Genomic DNA, 20,650 nt, shown 5'->3' on the forward strand with positions numbered 1-20,650 from the left:
AAAGTCAAATAAATTGTCGATTCGCTGAGGGGGTATTGTGAGGGGATGCTGTTAAGAATGTAATTGATAAAGAGAATAGGTTGGTTTGTTGTGAGCGCCATAGGATTGGAAATAGAGCTAGGGTAGTAATACCCTAGCTCTATTTATTATGCTAAGTAAGCTTCTAGCTCTTCACTGCCACCAATGTGCTTACCACCGATAAACACCTGCGGTACGGTCGTGCGGCCGCTGATTGCACGTAGAGTCACTGTGGTTGCATCTTTGCCCAACACAATTTCTTCATACTGAAGGTTGTGGTCAATCAGGTTTTGCTTCGCTTTCATGCAGAATGGGCAACCTGGCTTAGAGAATACCGTGATGGATTCTTGAGTTTTGTAGCTTGGCGCGATGTAGTTCAGCATGGTGTCTGCATCAGATACCTTGAACGGGTCGCCTGGCTCGTTTGGCTCGATAAACATCTTCTCTACTACGCCGTTTTTCACCAACATGCTGTAGCGCCATGAACGCTTGCCAAAACCAAGGTCGTTTTTCTCAACCAGCATACCCATGCCATCGGTGAAGTCGCCGTTACCATCAGGTATGAAGGTAATGTTTTCTGCTTCTTGATCTGATTTCCACGCGTTCATAACGAAGGTGTCGTTTACTGATACACATAGGATCTCATCCACGCCGTGGTCTTTGAACACAGGGAACAGCTCGTTATAGCGCGGTAAGTGGCTTGATGAACATGTTGGTGTGAAAGCACCTGGTAGGCTGAACACAATCACGGTCTTGTCTTTAAAAATCTCATCTGTTGTTACGTTGACCCACGCATCACCCTGACGAGTTGGAAATGTCACTTGCGGTACTGCTTGGCCTTCTTTAGATGCAAACATACTTATGTCCTTCTGGATAATTAAATTATTGTGAGTCTAGCGTTGCTAACAGAGAGTAGCGTTTATTGCTTTGCTTCGTTGGGACTATTATCAAAAAAATGGTTTGATAGTTCTAATCGTTTATTGTTATGGTATCGATAGTCAAATTCTATCGGAGCAAGCGATGAACATTCGTGATTTTGAATACCTAGTGGCCCTGGCTGAGCACAAGCACTTCCGCAAAGCTGCAGAAGCCTGTTTTGTTAGTCAGCCGACACTAAGTGGTCAGATCCGCAAATTGGAAGATGAGATTGGTACCTCATTGTTAGAGCGCAGTAGTCGCCGAGTGTTATTTACGGATGCCGGTTTGCAGTTGGTTGAGCAAGCAAAGCGTATCCTTAAGGAAGTAAAGACGTTTCGTGAGATGGCTGCGGGGCAAAGTGGTGAGATGATGGGGCCGATGCATATTGGCTTTATTCCCACGGTGGGTCCATATCTACTCCCTCGCATAGTACCAAAGCTGAAAGAGTCATTTCCCGACCTTGAACTTTTCTTGCATGAGGCTCAAACACATCAATTGGTTAGACAGTTGGAAGAAGGTAAGCTCGATTGTTTAGTGCTGGCGTCAGTCCCAGAAACTGCACCATTTAAAGAGATTGAAGTCTTTAATGAGCCAATGAGTATTGCTGTGCCATGCGATCACGCTTGGGCAAAACGCGATGAGATAGAGATGGATGAGCTGAAAGGGCAAACGGTGCTGTCACTCGGTGACGGGCACTGCCTGCGAGACCAAGCTCTTGGTTTCTGTTTTGCAGCTGGCGCAACTGATGATGAACGATTCAAGGCAACCAGCTTAGAAACGTTGCGTAACATGGTCGCGGCGGGGGCAGGCATTACTTTGCTGCCTGAATTGTCTCTGCCTAAAGAGAAGGAAAAGGATGGCGTGTGTTACGTGACTGCTGTTAATCCGACGCCTTCTCGCAGTATTGTACTGGCCTATCGACCTGGCTCGCCGCTGCGCGCGCGTTTTGAGAAGTTGGCGGAATCGATTAGTAGTTATCTTGGTTGATAGTTATTTTGAGTACTTCTTTGTGCGTTGTGACGCCAAAGCGCCGTCACTCCTGCGCAGGGGTGACGGCTGTTTTAGTGGTGAAGATAGTTTTGAGTATGCGCTCTCACAACTCACGTCATTCCTGCGCATGCAGGAATCTACTTAAAGCTTGGTGCGCGCTTTGAGAAGACCCCTGCCTGCGCAGGGGTGACGGCTGTTTTAGTGGTGAAGATAGCTTTGAGTATGCGCTCTCACAACTCACGTCATTCCTGCGTAGGCAGGAATCTACTTAAGGCCTGGTGCGCGCTTTGAGAAGACCCCTGCCTGCGCAGGGGTGACGGCTGTTTTAGTGGTGAAGATAGCTTTGAGTATGCGCTCTCACAACTCACGTCATTCCTGCGTAGGCAGAAATCTAATTGAGGCTTGATACGCACTTTGAGAAGACCCCTGTTTGCACAGGGGGGACGGCTGTTTAAGTGGTGAAGATAGCTTTGAGTATGCGCTCTCACAACTCACGTCATTCCTGCGTAGGCAGGAATCTACTTAAGGCCTGGTGCGCGCTTTGAGAAGACCCCTGCCTTCGCAGGGGTGACGGTTGCTTTAGGGGTGACGACTTATTTTAGTGTTCTATAGCAAATGAAAGAGCGTCATTAGAATAGACTCTCACCACCAGACTCATCACTAGAGTACAAGGTATCCGTTAGACTTTCCTGTACGTACTCAGTCGGCTCAGTCCCAATCTTGAAGTATTCAAACATGGTCGAACCATCGGTCTTATTGGTGAGAAGACCCGAGTCACGGTCGATACGCACGCGAGTGATATCGTTTGGTACCTGCTTGCCGACTACATCGTGACCTTCAAGCGCCATGCCCATAAAGCCCACCCATGCAGGTTGAGCCGTTTTTGCACCTGCCTCAGCACCGGTGATTTGATCCTTACCTAAGTTCGCGTTTGCCGTTGTGCGGCCAAGCTTTCTTTGGTGGTCATCGAAACCAACCCAAGCGGTTGCGACGATACCTGGACCATAACCGTTATACCACGCGTCTTTCGAGTCGTTTGTGGTGCCCGTTTTTCCGCCCACATCGCGGCGCTTAAGCTTTTGAGCGCGCCAACCAGTACCGTTCCAACCAGTGCCTTCACGCCAGTTACCACCGCCCCAAACGTTGCTGTAGAGCATTTCACGCGTTAGGAACGCGGTTTGCTCTGAAATCACTTTTGGTGCATAGCGCGGCTCGTCGGTTTCCGTTAGGTCTTCTTCGTTAAATTGCGCGATGTCCAGTGGCTCAATCTCAGAGGCATTGGTTGCTTCTTCAATGCTCGGCGCTGCGCCTTCTGTTGCTGCCTTGGCAAACTCAGGAGCTTGCATATCCGGACAGTTCTGATGACACACCACTTTCGGGTTTGCTTCAAACTCAACTTTGCCGAATGGGTCTTCCACTTTACTGATGTAGAATGGTTCTACATAGTATCCACCGTTAGCGAACACAGAGAAGCCTTGTGCCATTTGAACGGGCGTCAAACTGCCAGCACCAAGAGCAATCGTCTCAGAGCGAGGTAGCTTAGACTTATCAAAACCAAATCGAGTTAGGTAATCACGAGTCTCATCCAGACCTACTTCACGCAGTACACGAACCGCCATAACGTTCTTTGATTGCGCTAGACCGATACGCAGACGTGTTGGGCCTGTGTAAGTTGGAGGCGAGTTTTTAGGGCGCCAAGCGGTGCCTGCACTCTTATCCCACTTATTGATAGGCGCATCGTTCACAAGACTTGCCAGCGTCATATCTTTATCCAGTGCGGCAGCGTAGATAAACGGCTTAATGCTCGAACCTACTTGTCGTACCGATTGTGTTGCGCGGTTAAACTTACTGTGTACGAAGTTAAAACCACCCACGAGAGACAGCACTGCGCCGTTTTCTGGGTTGATAGCAACAAACGCCGTATTGGCATTAGGCACTTGGCTTAGACGCCACGTGATAGCCATTGGCTCAGGTACTTGGTCATCTTCCGTTTGCGCTTCTTTTTCTTCAGGAGACACATCTGGAGTGATATCGAGATCCGCGGCGCGAACCCAAACTTGTTCACCCACGGCCACGATATCGCTCGGTGCTTTTGGTGCTGCACCTTGACGATCATCGGTACGGAACTTACGTGCCCAGTTCATGTTTTCCCAGCTGATAGTTTGTTCACCATAGCTTTTTACATAAACCGTAGCGGATTTATCGGCCACTTTAGTGACCACCGCAGGACGAAGCTCACCATAGGTTGGCTGGCGACGAAGGTGCTTGGCAATCTCTTCGCCAGTCATTGCGGTTTGACCTGCTTTCCACAGCACTTTTTCAGCGCCGCGGTAACCGTGTCGCTCGTCGTAGTTTAGAAGGTTTTTAATTGCCGCGATGTGACCTGCTTTTTGCAGTTTCGAGTCAATCGTGGTGGTGATTCGCATGCCTGATTCGTACGCTTCTTCACCGTAGCGGCTCACCATCCAAGCGCGAGCAATCTCTGCGACATATGGAGCGCTTAGCTCGATCTCAGCGCCATGGTATTGAGAGATAATTGGCTCCGCACGCGCTTCATCAAATTCAGCTTGAGTGATGTATTTTTCAGACAACATGCGTGAAAGCACGACATTACGACGCTGGGTCGCACGTTCAACAGAGTAGATAGGGTTCATGGTCGATGGCGCTTTAGGAAGACCGGCCAATACCGCAATCTCACTCAAAGTAAGTTCATCAAGGTTACGACCGAAGTACGCCTGTGCTGCGGCGCCAAAACCGTATGAGCGGTAGCCCAAGAAGATTTTGTTAACGTAGAGCTCCATGATTTCTTGTTTGCTAAGAAGTTGCTCGATGTGTACGGCGATGAAAATCTCTTTCACCTTACGCATGATTTTCTTCTCGTTCGACAAGAAGAAGTTACGAGCTAGCTGCTGGGTGATGGTACTTGCACCTTGTGAAGCACTACCGGACGCGATAACGGCCACTGCCGCACGGGTAATACCGATTGGGTCAAAACCAAAGTGGTCGTAATAGCGGCTATCTTCTGTCGCAATGAGAGCTTCGATAAGTTCTTGTGGGATCTCATCGTAAGATACTGGAATTCTGCGTTTTTCGCCGAATTGTGCGATCAGCTTCCCATCTTGGCTGAACACCTGCATCGGTGTTTGTAGTTGGACGTCTTTAAGAGTGGCGACATCAGGTAGCTCAGGTTTTACGTAGTAGTAAAACCCAAAAATTGTACCGACTCCAAGGAGTATGCAAATGAATGCAAGAACCAACAGTCTCTTTATGAACTTCACCGAGAATTTCCTAATTAATTGGGGTTACGAGTAGGTAATTACTTGTAGGCTAGGACAAAAATATACCTATAGGGTTAATTAACGCTTATTTGAGCGTCGATCTCAACCTTTTCACGTTGTTTATGTATTTGTTGAGGTTATTTTTCATGGCAAGAAAATGGATCACCGGGATAGATATTGGTCATCACAGTGCCAAAGCTGTTGTCTTGGTTTGTAATGGTACAGATATCTCCTTGGTTAACCATCTGGAGCTTAAAGGATGTGATGCTATTTTCTCCGATCCCCACGCCCTTAAACATCAAGATAGTGTTAAGAAACTTAAAATTCTGCGAAAGATTGCGCCGTTATTTCGCAATAGTGCCGCTATTGTGCTGCCAGAAAGTGCAGTGATCAGCAAAGTCGTCACACTTGAGGCGGGTCTTGAAGGGCAGGAGCAGGAGCTTGCCATTGAGCAAGCGATGAATCATCAGACGCCGTACCCAATGGATGACATTGCTTTGGACTTTATTAAAGAAACCGAAGAGGACAATGTTGCGGTAGAGGCGTATCGAGTGCATGTGACCAAACAATCTATCGTCGATAGCTGGTCTCAAGTGATCATCAAGCTTGGTTTTCGTCCTAAGTTGCTGGACACCAACAATGGAGCACTGCGCGGCGTCCAGAGCTGGGTTTGCGCTCACACACCATCGTTGGCAAATCATGCGGTGCTGGATCTTGGCTGCGTACAAGCGACACTACTTCCACCGCCGGCGCTTTCTCCAGAGTTGGCCAAATCATGGGTACTGGAACCTATCCCCGAACTACAAAATCGTGCAGAAAGTCAGTTCAAGTCGCTATCTGAAGTGGTGTTTGAGTCTGTTGCTGGGCGGGTTGCTTCTCAACTGCAATTGTATCGTTCGGTGGCCGGGAAAGAGGCTATTGATGGTGTCATTTTGATGGGAGGACACGCGCAGCAAGAGGGCGTGATCGATCGCGTCACTAAGGCCTTGTCCTGTCCAATAGCTTGCATTGATCTTCAGCGATTATCGACAAGTAAGACCAAGTCGGGCCAACCTTTGTCACCATGCTATGCCTCTGCGGTCGGGGCGGCAATCAATGGTCTGAATTGGCTAAAGAGACATTGATATGAAGATAATCAACCTATTGCCTTGGCGAGAAGCCAAGCGTAAGAAGCATCAACAGCGCTTTATCGCGATGCTTGTTGCGGCGCTGCTTCTTGGTTATTCGACGTCACATCTATTAAATCTGAAGCTGACAAGTGAGGTCAGTGTTCAACAACAGCGGGTTGCTTATCTGCAAGGTGAAATTGATGACTATCGACGTCAAATCCGTGCATTGTCATCGACCAAAAGTGAGCAGCAGTCTCTAGAAGCCCGCCTTGACTACGTTGATGGGCTGCAGCAGCAGCGCAATAAGACAACAGCGGTAATGAATTTGCTGCCGACTCTTATTCCTTCGCAAGTCTATGTAGACAAGATCCGTATGCAAGGTGAGCAATTTAAGGTCAGTGGCATTGGAGAAAGTACCGCTTTCCTCGCTCAAATGCTGGATAGATTTGAACAATCGACGATGGTCAATAACGTAGTGCTGCACTCTATCGTTCATGACCGCGAGCGCTTTGGCGCTAAATATCAAGCGTTTGAGCTGTCGTTTGCTATTGATGGTGCAGCGCTACTTGCCAATCCAGCCAAGCAGCCGCAAACAGGAGTGAACTAATGTCACTCGACCTTGAACTTGATGAATTGAGCAGTTGGCCGTTGATTCCACAGCTTGTCGTGGTCGGTATTGTGTTTGTGATGGCGGCACTGGTCAGTGGATGGCTTTCGGTGAAGCCCAGCCTTGAAGACCTCGATTACTACAAACAACAAGAAACTCAACTGAAGCAAGAGCTGCAGGTTGTCGCTCGCAAGGCCGCTATGTTGCCTGTGATGTCAGCGCATCTTAGCGATCTTTCTGACCATTACGACAGGCTTTTGCGTCAATTGCCTGCTCAGCAAGAGCTAGCAAGCTTGCTCGCAGACATCAACGAGCAAGGCCTCAACAATCATCTTACCTTCACTCGTATCAATTGGGGTAAGCGTCAGCCGCAGAAGTTTTTATTAAAGCTTCCTTTAGATATCGAGCTGACCGGAAGTTATGACGATATCGGCCGCTACGCTCAGGCAATTGCTGAGCTGCCTCGCATTGTACTGATCGAAAATGCTGAATGGCAGAGAGTCAGTTTGGAAAGCAGCACTCTGCACTTTCGTGTTAATGCCACTACCTACCAGTTTATTGCGGAGGCTGAAGGTGAAAAATAGCACTCTAGCTATATTGATAACTTTAGGTTTATTTGGTTGCAACGCCAATCAAGACTCATTGCAACAGTTTGTTTTAAATGCAGAATCGAGTTCTGAGCCGCAAAAAATGGCGGCGAGATTGATTCAGTCTTCTGAGGTAGTACGCTTCCAAGAGTCGAGCAGTCAATCGCCTTTCGGTTTGCCGAAAATGGCAACCCAGCAGAGTCCTGAACGCGGGCAGAGCTGTTGGCAACCGAAGACCAGAACCAAACAAGGATTAGAGCTCTATCGAATTAGCGAACTACAGGCCAAAGGGATCATGAGTAAAAACGGCAAGATGACCGGCTTGGTGATGCTGCCCAATCGACGTGTAGTGAAAGTGGAAGAGGGGCATTTTCTTGGCGAGAACAACGGTCAAATCAAACAAATAACCGAAAATGCGCTGATTGTAGGCGAGACCTTGTCCGATGGATTGGGATGCTGGTACCAAAGGCAAATAAAGCTGGCATTGAAGTAATGGAGAAACACGTGCAACGTTTAGTGGTGCAGGGCATCAATTTTCTTATCTATGGTCTTGCATTGAGCATTGGCTTGCTGACAAGTGGCGAACTTGCGGCTAATGAAATTACCAACGTTTCATTTCAACTCAACGAGCAGCGTCAGGGGGTATTGACGGTTACTCTGTCCGAGCAGGACAGCGCTGTTGATGTCAGTGGCAGCGACAATGGTCTGAACATTATGCTTCGGCAAACGAAAGTGACGCCTGAGCATTTGTCTATTTATGATGTCACCGATTTTGCCACACCCGTCACCACCATCGAACTTTTTGATGAGTCGCCTGATGTGCGTTTAGTCGTGAGAACCAAACAAACGGTTGATTATCAATACGTGGTAGCGGATAACCAGCTTCGCGTTACGTTTGTTGAGCTTAGCCAAGCTCGCGCTGACGAGAAGGCATTGGAGTCGCGCAACAAAGGTCAGCTTACCTCGATCAATTTTCAAGATATGCCAGTTCGTAACGTGCTGCAGTTACTTGCTGAGTACAATGATTTTAACTTAGTTGTTTCAGATACGGTGCAAGGCAATTTGACGCTGCGTCTTGATAGTGTGCCGTGGACAGATGTACTTGATATTATTCTGCGCGTTAAAGGCCTTGATAAACGAGTCAAAGGGGATGTCGTGCTGGTGGCGCCAAAGGCAGAACTTGACCGACAGGAAAAGCTTGAGCTAGAGCGTCATCAACTGACTGAAAAAATTGGTAAGTTGGCGTCAGAAATCGTCAAGATTAATTACGCCAAAGCCTCTGAAATGGCCGCCATGGTCGGTGGAAATGAGACCCTCAGCATGCTATCTGAGCGCGGCTCTGTGACGGTCGATGAGCGCACCAATTCACTATTGCTTCGCGATCTTCCTGACAATATAGAAGTCATTAAAAGCATTATTGCTGAGCTCGATATCCCCGTAAAACAGGTTCAAATTGAAGCACGAGTGGTGACGATTAGAGAAGGTAACATTGAAGAACTGGGGATCCGCTGGGGAGTGAGTTCATCCAATGGCACCACGACTGTTGGCGGCTCTATTGAAAGCAATCTTGTTGCCGCAGGTAGTGGCGAAAAACTTGAGATAGATGATTTTTTGAACGTCAATTTGCCAGCGCTATCTGATAATGCATCAAGTATTGCGTTTCAAGTGGCGAGTCTTGGTACCAATACCTTGCTCGACCTTGAGCTTTCAGCACTACAAAACGAATCAAAAGCAGAAATTATCTCTAGCCCAAGGTTGATCACCACCAATAAGAAGTCGGCGTATATTGAGCAAGGGACAGAGATCCCGTATCTCAAATCTACCTCAAGTGGCGCCACTGCTGTGGAGTTTAAAAAAGCGGTGCTCTCGCTGACTGTTACGCCGCAAATTACCCCGGATAACCGGTTAATACTTGACCTCGATGTTACCCAAGATCAAGTGGGGGAAATACTGAAAACACTAGAGGGAGAAACGGTCGCCATTGACACTCAACGTATCGGTACTCAGGTTCTCGTGAATAACGGTGAGACTGTGGTGCTTGGTGGAATTTACCAACACACCTTTTCCAATAAAATCGATAAAGTGCCACTTTTAGGTGATATCCCAGGCTTGGGCGCATTATTTCGACGAACCTATGAAAATATCGGTAAGAGTGAGCTACTAATCTTTGTGACGCCGAAGATTATTACCCCAACACCAGTACTCACAGATCTTGGTAACCCTTTGTAAAATGGTCATTAATTGAAAAGGATTAAAAATAAAGTTGCATTAAAGCCACCTTGCCTTGATAATTTCGGGTCTTATCACGACTTATCTGTGAGGAATCGGTGCCACAAGCCCTTTTTTCCGAGGTTCCTTTTCGGTCTTTTCTTGTGGCGATGTCATTGAATTAACGTTGTAAATTAATGCTGAACATGGCTGAGAAACGTAATATTTTTCTTGTTGGCCCTATGGGTGCCGGCAAAAGTACAATCGGTAGACACCTAGCTCAACAACTTCATATGGAATTTGTTGATTCTGATACTGTAATTGAAGAGCGCACTGGCGCAGACATCGCATGGGTGTTTGACGTTGAAGGTGAAGACGGTTTCCGCGCGCGCGAAGAAACCGTTATTAACGATCTAACCGAGCAGCAAGGTATTGTACTTGCTACTGGCGGTGGTTCTGTGAAGAGCAAAGACAACCGTAACCGCTTGTCGGCTCGTGGTATCGTTGTTTATCTAGAAACCACTATCGAAAAACAACTTGCTCGCACTAATCGCGACAAGAAGCGTCCATTACTTCAAACGGATAACCCACGCGAAGTACTAGAAAGCCTAGCGGACGAGCGTAATGATCTTTACAAAGAAGTGGCGGACTATGTGGTTCGTACTGACGATCAAAGTGCAAAAGTGGTAGCCAACCAAATCGTAAAAATGCTAGAAGAAGGTTAATCGAAACCTTTTTCATTAGGAGAGCAAACCATGGAACGGATTACGGTCGAGCTTGGTGAGCGCAGCTACCCAATTTCAATTGGTGCCGGGTTATTTGATGACTCGGCTCAATTTTCCCAAATTCCCGACGGAAAAACAGTCGTGGTGATCACCAACACCACTGTATCCCCTCTTTATGCTCAGGTGATTCTTAAACAGTTGGAAAGTAAAGGTTGCAAAACCTCATTGCTTGAACTGCCTGATGGTGAGCAATACAAAACTCTTGATACCTTTAACACGGTTCAAACCCATCTGCTCTCGGGCAACTACGGTCGCGATGTCGTTGTAGTCGCACTGGGTGGTGGCGTGATTGGCGATCTTGTCGGCTTTTCGGCAGCTTGCTATCAGCGCGGTGTTGATTTTGTGCAGATCCCAACCACTTTGTTATCGCAAGTGGACTCATCGGTTGGTGGTAAAACAGCGGTTAACCATGAGCTGGGTAAAAACATGATCGGTGCTTTTTATCAGCCTCAAGCGGTAATCATCGATACCAACTGTTTGCGTACGTTACCTGAACGTGAGTTTGCAGCGGGTATGGCCGAAGTGATCAAGTATGGCATCATCTATGATGAGTCGTTCTTTGAGTGGCTAGAGGAAAACCTCGACAAACTCTATGCTCTTGACCAGCAAGCGTTAACCTATGCGATTGCGCGATGCTGTCAGATCAAAGCTGAAGTGGTTGCTCAAGATGAGAAAGAGTCGGGTATTCGTGCGTTATTGAATCTAGGTCATACATTTGGTCATGCTATCGAAGCGGAACTAGGGTATGGTAAATGGCTACATGGAGAGGCTGTGTCTTCTGGCACTGCGATGGCGGCTCATACCGCTCAACTGCTAGGTGATATCACGCCGCAGCAAGTCACTCGTATTATTGCTTTGCTAGAGCGAGCGAAACTGCCCGTACATACGCCTGAGTCAATGAGCTTTGATGATTTCATCAAGCACATGATGCGCGACAAAAAGGTGTTATCGGGTAAGTTGCGTTTGGTGTTGCCGACCTCTATCGGCAGCGCGCAAGTGGTCTCTGATGTACCAAGTGATCTGATTGAGCAAGCGATTGATTTATGTCGCAAGTAGCCAATACTTAACGATAGAGAGTTGAGGTTAGGCGACATCCGCGAATAGAATAAGAGGCTCCAGTTGGAGCCTTTTTTAGTTTGGATTGGTGGTAGAAAACCGGGATGAGTTTGTCCTATGAATTGCGAGTGCTAGAACTCGATTCACAAACCCAGTTGCTTGAAAGAATGCAGCTGTTGACGCAATTTGCTTCAAACTTTGTGGTCGTCAAAGGTGAGGCGGGAGCTGGAAAAACCTGGCTTGCTCATCGCTATCTAGAAGCGTGGTCGTATGACAAAAACCAGTCGTTAGTGACCTGCCTGCCTAACCAGGAGGATGAGGTCAATCGCGGTAATATTCTCAGGCAGCTGTTTCCACATCAAATGTACAGCACCACCGATTCACTCAATGACAGTATCGAGCGTATTTTAGATGGTGAAGCGTGTAACATCGTTATTGTGGTCGATAACGCCCACCATGCGTCTCAAGCACTATTGGCTGAACTCTGGCTGCTTTATAGCGCTGCGCTTTCCACACCTAAGCAAAACATCAGCGTGGTGTTGTTTACCGCGAGTGATTCAGTATCGACTAAGCTTGCAAGATTAAGTCATGGACTGGATATCAAGCCGGTTGAGTTGGATATTGATGAATTACCAGAGGCTGAGGCTGAGCGTTTTTTTGAGAGTTTGGTTCTACGCTATCTCGATGAAAGCGTTGAAAAAAGAATCAAAAGCGCGTTTACTAATATCAGACCGCTTCCGGGAGAAATTTTGGCGCTAGGAGAGCACAAAGTGGAAAAGAAAGTGATTATTCGTTCATTGGTGGGCTCGCCCGCGAAGATTGCCGTCACCGTTGCCGTTATTCTGTTGCTGCTGTTCTTAGGCTATCGCTGGTTACTGCAAGCTCCAAAACCGAGTGTTGCACCAGTCGAGATGGCGAGTGAACAAACCGTGATCCCGACTTTAGAGCAGCCAGTGGATGCTGCAAGTGAAGAGCAAGCGCAAAAAGCCAATCAAGAGATGCCATCAAACTTGACCGCCACGGATGATTCCGAGGCATTGCCACCGGTGGTGACGTCAGAAACGGCTAGTGTGGGCGTCGCGGAGACTGGTGAGCGTGTCGTGATCACCTCTGATGTGGTTGATGCTTTACTAGAAGATAAGACCGACATTGCCGCGCAGCAAGCTAAAGAAATCCAGCAAGCGGTGGATAGTGCAAAAAACACGAGTAATATTCAGCCAGTGGCTATTGAGCCTCCACCAGAGGTGGTGATTGATGATGGTGTGACAGAAGCGCTTCAAACGCCTATTACATTCTCGTTTGCGAGAGACCAGCTGAATGCATTAGCCTCGAACAGCTACACGCTACAGATTGCGGCGATGACAGAGCTAGAAGATGTGCAGCTATTTTTGAACCAGCATAGTTTTGATAAGCCGGTGCGCATTTATCCGACTCTGCGTGGCGAGGAAAAGTGGTATATCGTCACTTACGATAATTACGCAACGATTCAGCAAGCGCGAGATGCGGCGGAGAAGCTCCCAGCAGAGCTACAGTCGCTTGGTCCATGGCCAAAAGCGTTGAGCCAAGTGAAGCGTGAAATTGCTCGCTGGACTGAATAAGCTTTCGAGCTAGTCGACTGTGAGCTAGTTAACGGCGACTCCGTCAACATTTACACCAAGCGCTGTTGACCTTTCTACCAGAAAGGTCAACATAACAATTTGAATTATGATATATTCCACAGCCTTAATTTTTGGGGTGGCAGTAAATAGAGCAAGTAATGAAGAAGCAACGTGCCTTTCTTAAGTGGGCTGGTGGAAAATATGGCTTGGTTGAAGACATTCAAAAGCATTTGCCAGACGCTAGAAAACTGGTAGAACCCTTCGTTGGTGCAGGCTCTGTTTTTCTTAATACGGATTATGAGCAATACCTGCTCGCCGATATTAACCCAGATCTTATCAATCTTTACAACCTACTCAAGACGCAGCCAGAGCAATACATTGCTGAGGCGAAACGTCTATTTACCGCAGAGCACAATCGTAAAGAAGTCTATCTCGATATTCGCGCTCAGTTTAACCAAACCGACGACATCATGTTTCGTTCGGTAGCGTTCTTGTACATGAACCGTTTTGGGTTTAACGGCTTATGTCGTTACAACAAAAAGGGGGGCTTTAACGTGCCGTTTGGCTCCTACAAAAAGCCATACTTCCCTGAGAACGAAATGGAGTTTTTTGCAGAGAAAGCGAAGAAAGCAACGTTTGTCTGCGAGGGTTACCCTGAGACATTTAAGCGCGCTCGCAAAGGCAGCGTGATTTACTGCGATCCTCCGTACGCTCCGCTTTCCAACACCGCCAATTTTACCTCTTATGCAGGTAATGGTTTTACCTTGGACGATCAGGCTGCGCTTGCCGATGTGGCTGAACATGCGGCTTTTGACCGTGGTATTCCTGTACTGATCTCTAACCACGACACCACGCTGACGCGACGCTTGTATCACGGAGCCCAGCTTAATGTGGTTAAAGTGAAGCGAACCATTAGCCGCAATGGCGCCGGTCGCAATAAAGTCGATGAATTGTTGGCATTATTTGAACCGCGAGATCAATAACTCCTAGCCAAGGGCTAGGATTTACCCCCTTGCTTCGGTAGAATTGCGCGCACTGTTACTGTTATGTAAAGACTCGCTTGCAATCCATTTCACTGAGGTTAGGTATGAAAGACTTTCTTATTGCTCCATCCATTCTCTCTGCAGACTTTGCTCGTTTGGGGGAGGATGTCGAAAAAGTACTCGCTGCGGGTGCTGACGTCGTTCACTTCGATGTGATGGATAATCACTATGTGCCTAACCTAACGTTCGGTGCGCCAATCTGTAAAGCGCTGCGCGACTACGGCATCACTGCTCCAATTGATGTTCACTTAATGGTGAAACCTGTCGACAGCATCGTACCTGACTTTGCCAAAGCAGGCGCAAGCATGATCACTTTCCACGTTGAAGCGTCTGAGCACGTTGATCGCACGCTTCAGCTCATCAAAGAGCACGGCTGTCAGGCGGGTGTGGTACTAAACCCTGCAACGCCGCTTTCTTGCCTTGATTACATCATGGACAAGGTTGACCTGATTCTACTAATGTCGGTTAACCCTGGTTTTGGCGGTCAATCGTTCATCCCTTCAACGCTAGATAAGCTGCGCGAAGTTCGTAAGCGTATCGATGCGTCTGGTCGTAACATTCGCCTTGAGATTGATGGCGGCGTGAAAGTCGACAACATTCGCGAAATCGCTGAAGCGGGTGCGGACATGTTTGTTGCGGGTAGCGCTATCTTCAATCGTCCAGATTACAAAGAGGTGATTGATGAGATGCGTGCTGAACTTGCTAAAGTAGAAAGTAAGTAACGGGCAGTCATGATGAGCACAATTAAACTGGTTGTATTCGATCTCGATGGTACGCTTCTCGACAGCGTGCCTGACCTTGCCCTAGCTGCTGACCAAGCGGTTCAAGAGCTTGGTTACCCTGCGGTAACAGAAGAGCAAGTTCGTGACTATGTTGGCAATGGCGCTGACATCTTGATTGGTCGTTCGCTGAGCCAAAGCATTGAGGTTGACTCAAGCTTGTCTCCAGAGCTACTCGCAAAAGCGCGAGTTCTGTTCGATGATTTCTATAAAGCGAGTGGTCACAAACTTAGCCACCTTTATCCAGCGGTGCATCAAACGCTGGATACCTTGGTTGCCAACGGTATCACTGTCGCTCTGCTTACCAACAAACCATCAAAGTTTGTTCCAGAGCTACTAGAACAGCACAAGCTGGATAAGTACTTCAAGCACGTGTTGGGTGGTGATGCGTTTGAAAAGCGCAAGCCAGATCCTATTGCTCTGCACTGGTTGATGGAACAAGAACAAGTCTCTGCCGAGCAGGTACTGATGGTTGGCGATTCAAAGAATGACATTCTTGCGGCGCGCAACGCGGGCTGTCACGCGTTTGGTTTGACTTATGGTTACAACCATGGCGAGCCGATTGCCAATGCCAAGCCAGATTTTGTCGCTGACATTGTGTCGGATGTGCTAAAAGCGGTCGGTATCGACGCTTAACTTCCTCAATATGCCGTGAAGCCAGTGTCTTTCTATCCCCTAGTTATAAAACACTGGCAAAATACTCGCCAATGAGTACACTGCTAAAACCGCGTTAAAAGAACGCGGTTTTTCATTCTCCTAAATTATCTCGTCAAGAAGTCAAAGGAATCATAATCATGAGCAAACCCATTGTATTAAGTGGTGTTCAGCCGTCAGGTGAACTAAGTATCGGTAACTACTTGGGTGCTCTACGTCAATGGCAACAAATGCAAGACGACTATGACTGCCAGTACTGCGTTGTTGACCTTCATGCCATCACGGTTCGCCAAGATCCAAAAGCGCTGCATGAGGCAACTCTAGACGCACTAGCAATCTGCCTTGCGGTTGGTGTTGATCCAAAGAAGAGCACGCTATTTGTTCAGTCACACGTACCAGAGCATGCTCAACTTGGTTGGCTTCTTAACTGTTACACCCAAATGGGTGAACTGAATCGTATGACTCAGTTTAAAGACAAATCTCAGCGTTACGCTAACGATGTTAACGTGGGTCTATACGACTACCCTGTATTGATGGCTGCGGATATCCTGCTATACGGTGCCCACCAAGTGCCAGTAGGTAGTGACCAGAAGCAGCACCTAGAGCTAGCGCGTGACATCGCGACTCGCTTTAACAACATCTACAGCCCTGAATCGCCAATCTTTGAAGTACCAGAGCCTTACATTCCGACTGTGAATGCGCGCGTAATGAGCCTGCAAGATGCGACTAAGAAGATGTCTAAATCGGACGATAACCGTAAAAACGTTATCACGCTGCTAGAAGAGCCAAAGTCGATTCTTAAGAAGATTAACAAGGCGCAAACAGACACTGAGACGCCGCCGCGCATTGCTCACGATTGGGATAATAAAGCGGGTATCTCTAACCTAATGGGTCTGTACTCTGCGGCAACTGGTAAAACGTTTGAAGAGATTGAAGCGCAATACGCAGGCGTTGAAATGTACGGTCCATTTAAGAAAGATGTCGGTGAAGCACTGGTAGCCATGCTTGAGCCAATCCAATCTGAGTACCGTCGTATTCGTGAAGATCGTGCTTACATGGATGAAGTGATGCGCCAAGGTGCTGATAAGGCATCTGCTCGCGCAGCAGAGATGCTAGCGAAGGCGTACAAAGCGGTAGGTTTTGTAGCTCGCCCATAACATCATCATTGCAGAAACAAAAACCACCCCAACGGGTGGTTTTTGTTTCTGCAATAAGTGCATGATTTGTAAACGATTGCATGACCGGAACCAGTTCTGTTGAAAGTTGGTGTTGTGCTACAAATTCCTATGTAGCACTGTGATAAATCGCTCAAAACACCCTGACGTGTCTTATTTGTTTCATGAATTAACGTGATAGTTGTCCTGAATTTAGCTTCATTAGATAACAATAACGAGATATTCAGGTGGATGTATGACAACGAACAACCGACGCTCCTTGCTTGCAGTGATGATAGGATCGCTGCTGGCGGCAAATGCGAATGCCGAGCTGATCATTTCCCAGTATGTTGAAGGTGGTGGTTTTAATAAAGCGATAGAGATAGCCAATACCGGCGATACGCCGCTGGCGCTTGATGGTTATCAGTTAGCACGATCAGCCAATGGTGATGGCATTTGGGGCAGCACACTGTCTTTGGATGGTAAAACTCTCGCGGCGAAACAGGTCATGGTGTTTGCGAATTCTAGCGCAAGCGATGCAATCAAAGCCGTGAGTGACGAAGTGGAAAACAATGTCACGAGCTTTAATGGTGATGACCCCATCGCTATCTTGAAATCGGACGGCAGTGTTCATGATGTGCTTGGTATCATGGGTGATGTAGATTTTGGTAAGGACGTGACCTTAGTAAGAACCTCTGCTGCCAGCGAGGCAAGTGCGACGTTTAATGCTTCGGATTGGGTAACGTTAGATAAGGACGTGATTGATGGTTTAGGTGACTACGATCTGCAAGCAGCGCCCGAGGTATTCACGTGTACAGATTCTGGTGCTACGCCAAGCTTCACCACCATTAGCCAAATTCAGGGCAGTGGTGATAGCTCTCCATTTATTGATGGCTACCCGTATATCACCGATGAGGACTTCTTCGTTAACGGCGTGGTTTCTGCTGTTACCTCTGGCCTAACCAAGGGTTTTTACCTGCAAGATGTCACCCCAGATAACGACGTTGCGACATCCGATGGTTTGTTTGTTCACACTGGCGGTTTGGTCGCTGATCTAGTGCCTGGCGATGTGGTGTGCGTGAAAGGTAAAGTAAAAGAGTATTACTCTCATACCCAGCTTGTGTCAGACATGAACAGCTATCTCAAGCAGAGCTCTGGCACTGCCCCTGCGGCGACGCCACTGGAACCGCTTGAAGGCGAAAACCTTAAGCAAGCACTTGAGCGTCATGAAGGCATGTTGATTGAGCTCACCGATCAAAGTGCGCTGCATATTACGCGTAACTTCTCGTATGATTACGATGCGCGCCGCAATAACATGTTGCTTTCCTACCAAGCTCCGTTGTACAAGCCGACACAGTTACATCCAGCTGAGAGTAGTGAGTCGATAGCACTTGCCGAGCATAATGCCAATCACCGTGTGTTTGTTGAATCTGATCAAAAAGCGCCAAACGGTCAGATCCCTTATTACCCAGATTTTGCCACTGACCCGGATCAAAATGGCAGTTCTGAAAATCACCTACGTTTAGGCTCACGAGTGGAAGGCATGCAAGCCGTCGTTACCTATAGCTACAATGAGTATCGCTTGATTGTCACCAACGAGCTCGATAAGAGTAATTTTGTCGCGATAGGTGAGGGCTTCAATGTCGAGCGTAAAGCTGCCCCTAGCGTTGTGGATGCCGATCTGCACGTAGCAAGCTTTAATGTGCTCAACTACTTCAACTCGGTCGCAGACAGTGGCGATCCTAATGCCCTTGGTCAAAATCGCGGTGCAGAGAGTTTTGCCGAGTTTGAGATCCAACGTGCGAAAATCGTTGCGGCAATGAAAGCGATGAACGCAGACATCATCGGCCTAATGGAAATTGAAAATAATGGGTTTGGTGAAGGCAGCGCGCTGAACAACTTGGTTACCGCGCTTAATGCAGAATTTGATAATACCGATGACCACTACGCCTATGTTGAGATAGAGGCTACGGACAAACATCAAGATGCGTATCTAGGCAGTGATGCCATCATGGTGGCGATGATCTACAAGCCTAGCAAGGTGGAAGTGAATCAAAGCGCTCAAGTAATACCAATGCCTGAGCAGCACATTGAAGCTGGCTTAATCAGCCGTGAGAAAGATGACACCACCAACCCAAGCTACGATAAGTATCAGCGCCACAGTTTGCTGCAGACGTTTGATGTGAAAGGCAGTGACGAGTCCATCACCATCGTCGTCAATCACTTCAAGTCTAAAGGCTCTGAGTGTATTGAAGAGTGGATTGCCGGTGTTGAAGATAGTGAACCAAGCGATTTGCAAGGCAACTGTAATAACTTCCGCGTATCGGCAGCGAAAGTGCTAGGGGATGCCATCGACCAGGTATCTGGCGATATCCTGGTGATGGGGGATATGAATGCTTATGGCATGGAAGATCCAATTCTCGTTCTGACCGACTACGATCCTGCGCAGCACAAGCGTGAAATTAAGACCGCCTCTTACACCACGCTTGGCCTAAATGATGATGGCACTAACAAGGTTTACCAGCAGCAAGGTACCATTATTAATCAAGGGTATGGGCTCGTGAATCTCAATACCAGACTGCATGGGGCTGAGACGTTCTCATACAACTATGGTGGCGAGCTTGGCAACCTAGACCACGCGCTGGCGAATCAAAGCTTGGCGCAGAAAGTGGTGGCGATTGAAGACTGGCACATTAACTCGCTGGAGAGTAATTTGTTTGAGTACAGCAGCAAGTACACTGGAGATATGGCGAAGTACCAAGATGCGTATTCAGCATCGGATCACGACCCTATCTTGATTGCTATTGATTATTCTCAAGAGGAAGAGAAAAAGGATGGCGCTGGTTCAACTGGCCTAGCTTCTCTACTCGCGCTGTTCGGTTTTGGTGTTTATCGTCGTCAACGACGTCATGTAAAACGTTAACGCTTGTAGACTTGTAAGGCCAGCGTAAGCTGGCCTTAATTTCAATAAACCATAATTCTGCGCTTGCCTTTCATCGCAGGTATTGCACAATACCGCCTCTTGGTGCGCAACCCTTTAAAGTCTGACTATGCTACTCATCATCGACAACTACGATTCCTTCACCTTTAACCTGTTTCAGTATTTTTCTGAATTGGGCACAGAGGTCAAAGTCGTGCGTAACGATGAGATTGATATTGCCGGTATCGAGGTTTTAAACCCTTCCCACTTGGTTATTTCCCCTGATCCTTGTACACCCAATGAGGCAGGGATCTCGCTTGATGTGATCAAACACTTTGCTGGCAAATTGCCACTGCTTGGTGTCTGCTTAGGTCATCAGGCGATAGCACAGGTGTTTGGTGGCGAAGTCGTGCGTGCAAGGCAGGTGATGCATGGTAAGACGTCACCGATTCGGCATACCAACCAGAGTGTGTTCACTGGACTTAATAATCCTCTTACTGTGACGCGCTATCACTCGCTTATTGTGGCTCGCGACAGTCTACCTGACTGCTTTGAAGTAACCGCCTGGACCGAGCTTGAGAATGGCGAGTTTGACGAAATCATGGGGTATCGTCATAAGATCCTCAACATTCACGCTGTTCAATTCCACCCAGAATCTATCAAAACTGAGCAAGGGCATGAGCTTTTGCGTAACTTCCTGTTGCAGAAATAGTCGATCTAGATCACTCTTTTTGTTTTCTTATCCCTCATAAGTTTAGCTTATGGATTTGCAAATTTATTCGCTTTTACTGATGTAAAGCGAGTGAACACCTTACCTGAGCAGTTTCTTCGCCCCTTCGTCAAAAAACACTTCATTCAAATTCATTTATGATGCATAAATACTCATAAGGCGATATTGAATCCGGCGCAAAGTGCGCTTAAAAAGGTTTTTTCACTATTGCTATGG

General features: G+C 47.6%; 17 protein-coding genes. 15 read left to right on the forward strand and 2 right to left on the reverse strand.

Annotated features, from left to right (window positions below; translation table 11 throughout):
- Positions 1 to 146 precede the first annotated feature (146 nt).
- Positions 147 to 875, reverse strand: coding sequence for a redoxin family protein (locus PG915_RS02300; protein ID WP_353497711.1), 729 nt, complete (start codon positions 873 to 875; stop codon positions 147 to 149).
- Positions 876 to 1,038: 163 nt separating this feature from the next.
- Between PG915_RS02300 and oxyR the strand changes: the two genes are divergently transcribed.
- A complete protein-coding gene (gene oxyR, locus PG915_RS02305) occupies positions 1,039 to 1,923 on the forward strand; it encodes a DNA-binding transcriptional regulator OxyR (RefSeq protein WP_353497712.1) in 885 nt (294 codons plus the stop codon).
- A 632-nt stretch (positions 1,924 to 2,555) separates the two neighbouring features.
- On the opposite strand, the gene PG915_RS02310 is transcribed toward oxyR, so the two are convergent.
- Positions 2,556 to 5,204 carry a penicillin-binding protein 1A gene (locus tag PG915_RS02310; protein WP_353497713.1) on the reverse strand — a complete coding sequence of 883 codons (2,649 nt, stop codon included), beginning with the start codon at positions 5,202 to 5,204 and terminating at the stop codon, positions 2,556 to 2,558.
- A gap of 146 nt (positions 5,205 to 5,350) precedes the next feature.
- On the opposite strand from PG915_RS02310, the gene pilM reads away from it, so the two are divergent.
- From pilM to PG915_RS02380, 14 genes are all read left to right on the forward strand, one after another.
- Complete coding sequence (gene pilM / locus PG915_RS02315) at positions 5,351 to 6,328, forward strand: pilus assembly protein PilM (protein WP_353497714.1); 978 nt, start codon at positions 5,351 to 5,353, stop codon at positions 6,326 to 6,328.
- Between the two features lies 1 nt (position 6,329).
- Positions 6,330 to 6,920 carry a PilN domain-containing protein gene (locus PG915_RS02320; RefSeq protein WP_353497715.1) on the forward strand — a complete coding sequence of 197 codons (591 nt, stop codon included), beginning with the start codon at positions 6,330 to 6,332 and terminating at the stop codon, positions 6,918 to 6,920.
- A complete protein-coding gene (locus PG915_RS02325; RefSeq protein WP_353497716.1) occupies positions 6,920 to 7,504 on the forward strand; it encodes a type 4a pilus biogenesis protein PilO in 585 nt (194 codons plus the stop codon). The genes PG915_RS02320 and PG915_RS02325 overlap by 1 nt, the downstream gene beginning before the upstream one ends.
- Complete coding sequence (locus PG915_RS02330) at positions 7,494 to 8,000, forward strand: pilus assembly protein PilP (protein WP_353497717.1); 507 nt, start codon at positions 7,494 to 7,496, stop codon at positions 7,998 to 8,000. The genes PG915_RS02325 and PG915_RS02330 overlap by 11 nt, the downstream gene beginning before the upstream one ends.
- Complete coding sequence (locus PG915_RS02335) at positions 8,000 to 9,736, forward strand: type IV pilus secretin PilQ family protein (RefSeq protein WP_353498645.1); 1,737 nt, start codon at positions 8,000 to 8,002, stop codon at positions 9,734 to 9,736. The genes PG915_RS02330 and PG915_RS02335 overlap by 1 nt, the downstream gene beginning before the upstream one ends.
- A 185-nt stretch (positions 9,737 to 9,921) precedes the next feature.
- Positions 9,922 to 10,440: a shikimate kinase AroK gene (aroK, locus tag PG915_RS02340; protein ID WP_353497718.1), complete on the forward strand. Its 519-nt coding sequence runs from the start codon at positions 9,922 to 9,924 to the stop codon at positions 10,438 to 10,440.
- Positions 10,441 to 10,470: 30 nt separating this feature from the next.
- Positions 10,471 to 11,556, forward strand: coding sequence for a 3-dehydroquinate synthase (gene aroB / locus PG915_RS02345; protein ID WP_353497719.1), 1,086 nt, complete (start codon positions 10,471 to 10,473; stop codon positions 11,554 to 11,556).
- A gap of 104 nt (positions 11,557 to 11,660) precedes the next feature.
- Positions 11,661 to 13,154 (forward strand): AAA family ATPase, encoded by a 1,494-nt coding sequence (locus PG915_RS02350; RefSeq protein WP_353497720.1) that lies wholly within the window; start codon positions 11,661 to 11,663, stop codon positions 13,152 to 13,154.
- Positions 13,155 to 13,312: 158 nt separating this feature from the next.
- Positions 13,313 to 14,137, forward strand: a complete 825-nt coding sequence (locus PG915_RS02355) for a Dam family site-specific DNA-(adenine-N6)-methyltransferase (RefSeq protein WP_353497721.1) — start codon at positions 13,313 to 13,315, stop codon at positions 14,135 to 14,137.
- A 104-nt stretch (positions 14,138 to 14,241) separates the two neighbouring features.
- A complete protein-coding gene (gene rpe / locus PG915_RS02360; protein WP_252012666.1) occupies positions 14,242 to 14,919 on the forward strand; it encodes a ribulose-phosphate 3-epimerase in 678 nt (225 codons plus the stop codon).
- Between the two features lie 12 nt (positions 14,920 to 14,931).
- Positions 14,932 to 15,612, forward strand: coding sequence for a phosphoglycolate phosphatase (locus PG915_RS02365; protein WP_353498646.1), 681 nt, complete (start codon positions 14,932 to 14,934; stop codon positions 15,610 to 15,612).
- 158 nt (positions 15,613 to 15,770) lie between these two features.
- Positions 15,771 to 16,787 carry a tryptophan--tRNA ligase gene (trpS, locus tag PG915_RS02370; protein ID WP_353497722.1) on the forward strand — a complete coding sequence of 339 codons (1,017 nt, stop codon included), beginning with the start codon at positions 15,771 to 15,773 and terminating at the stop codon, positions 16,785 to 16,787.
- A 253-nt stretch (positions 16,788 to 17,040) separates the two neighbouring features.
- The gene (locus PG915_RS02375; protein ID WP_353497723.1) at positions 17,041 to 19,707 is read left to right on the forward strand and encodes an ExeM/NucH family extracellular endonuclease; all 2,667 of its coding nucleotides are present in this window, start codon (positions 17,041 to 17,043) and stop codon (positions 19,705 to 19,707) included.
- A gap of 127 nt (positions 19,708 to 19,834) precedes the next feature.
- Positions 19,835 to 20,416 carry an aminodeoxychorismate/anthranilate synthase component II gene (locus tag PG915_RS02380; RefSeq protein WP_353497724.1) on the forward strand — a complete coding sequence of 194 codons (582 nt, stop codon included), beginning with the start codon at positions 19,835 to 19,837 and terminating at the stop codon, positions 20,414 to 20,416.
- Positions 20,417 to 20,650 lie beyond the last annotated feature (234 nt).

The organism is Vibrio sp. CB1-14 (assembly GCF_040412085.2).
Taxonomy (GTDB): domain Bacteria; phylum Pseudomonadota; class Gammaproteobacteria; order Enterobacterales; family Vibrionaceae; genus Vibrio; species Vibrio chaetopteri.

Bases quoted from the DNA above. Each gene is read 5' to 3' on its own strand.
- PG915_RS02325 (WP_353497716.1), top strand. From the start codon at position 6,920: ATGTCACTCGACCTTGAACTTGATGAATTGAGCAGTTGGCCGTTGATT.
- PG915_RS02355 (WP_353497721.1), top strand. From the start codon at position 13,313: ATGAAGAAGCAACGTGCCTTTCTTAAGTGGGCTGGTGGAAAATATGGC.
- rpe (WP_252012666.1), top strand. From the start codon at position 14,242: ATGAAAGACTTTCTTATTGCTCCATCCATTCTCTCTGCAGACTTTGCT.
- PG915_RS02320 (WP_353497715.1), top strand. From the start codon at position 6,330: ATGAAGATAATCAACCTATTGCCTTGGCGAGAAGCCAAGCGTAAGAAG.
- trpS (WP_353497722.1), top strand. From the start codon at position 15,771: ATGAGCAAACCCATTGTATTAAGTGGTGTTCAGCCGTCAGGTGAACTA.
- PG915_RS02365 (WP_353498646.1), top strand. From the start codon at position 14,932: ATGAGCACAATTAAACTGGTTGTATTCGATCTCGATGGTACGCTTCTC.
- PG915_RS02335 (WP_353498645.1), top strand. From the start codon at position 8,000: ATGGAGAAACACGTGCAACGTTTAGTGGTGCAGGGCATCAATTTTCTT.
- PG915_RS02300 (WP_353497711.1), bottom strand. From the start codon at position 875: ATGTTTGCATCTAAAGAAGGCCAAGCAGTACCGCAAGTGACATTTCCA.
- aroK (WP_353497718.1), top strand. From the start codon at position 9,922: ATGGCTGAGAAACGTAATATTTTTCTTGTTGGCCCTATGGGTGCCGGC.
- PG915_RS02375 (WP_353497723.1), top strand. From the start codon at position 17,041: ATGACAACGAACAACCGACGCTCCTTGCTTGCAGTGATGATAGGATCG.
- PG915_RS02380 (WP_353497724.1), top strand. From the start codon at position 19,835: ATGCTACTCATCATCGACAACTACGATTCCTTCACCTTTAACCTGTTT.
- pilM (WP_353497714.1), top strand. From the start codon at position 5,351: ATGGCAAGAAAATGGATCACCGGGATAGATATTGGTCATCACAGTGCC.
- oxyR (WP_353497712.1), top strand. From the start codon at position 1,039: ATGAACATTCGTGATTTTGAATACCTAGTGGCCCTGGCTGAGCACAAG.
- aroB (WP_353497719.1), top strand. From the start codon at position 10,471: ATGGAACGGATTACGGTCGAGCTTGGTGAGCGCAGCTACCCAATTTCA.
- PG915_RS02350 (WP_353497720.1), top strand. From the start codon at position 11,661: ATGAGTTTGTCCTATGAATTGCGAGTGCTAGAACTCGATTCACAAACC.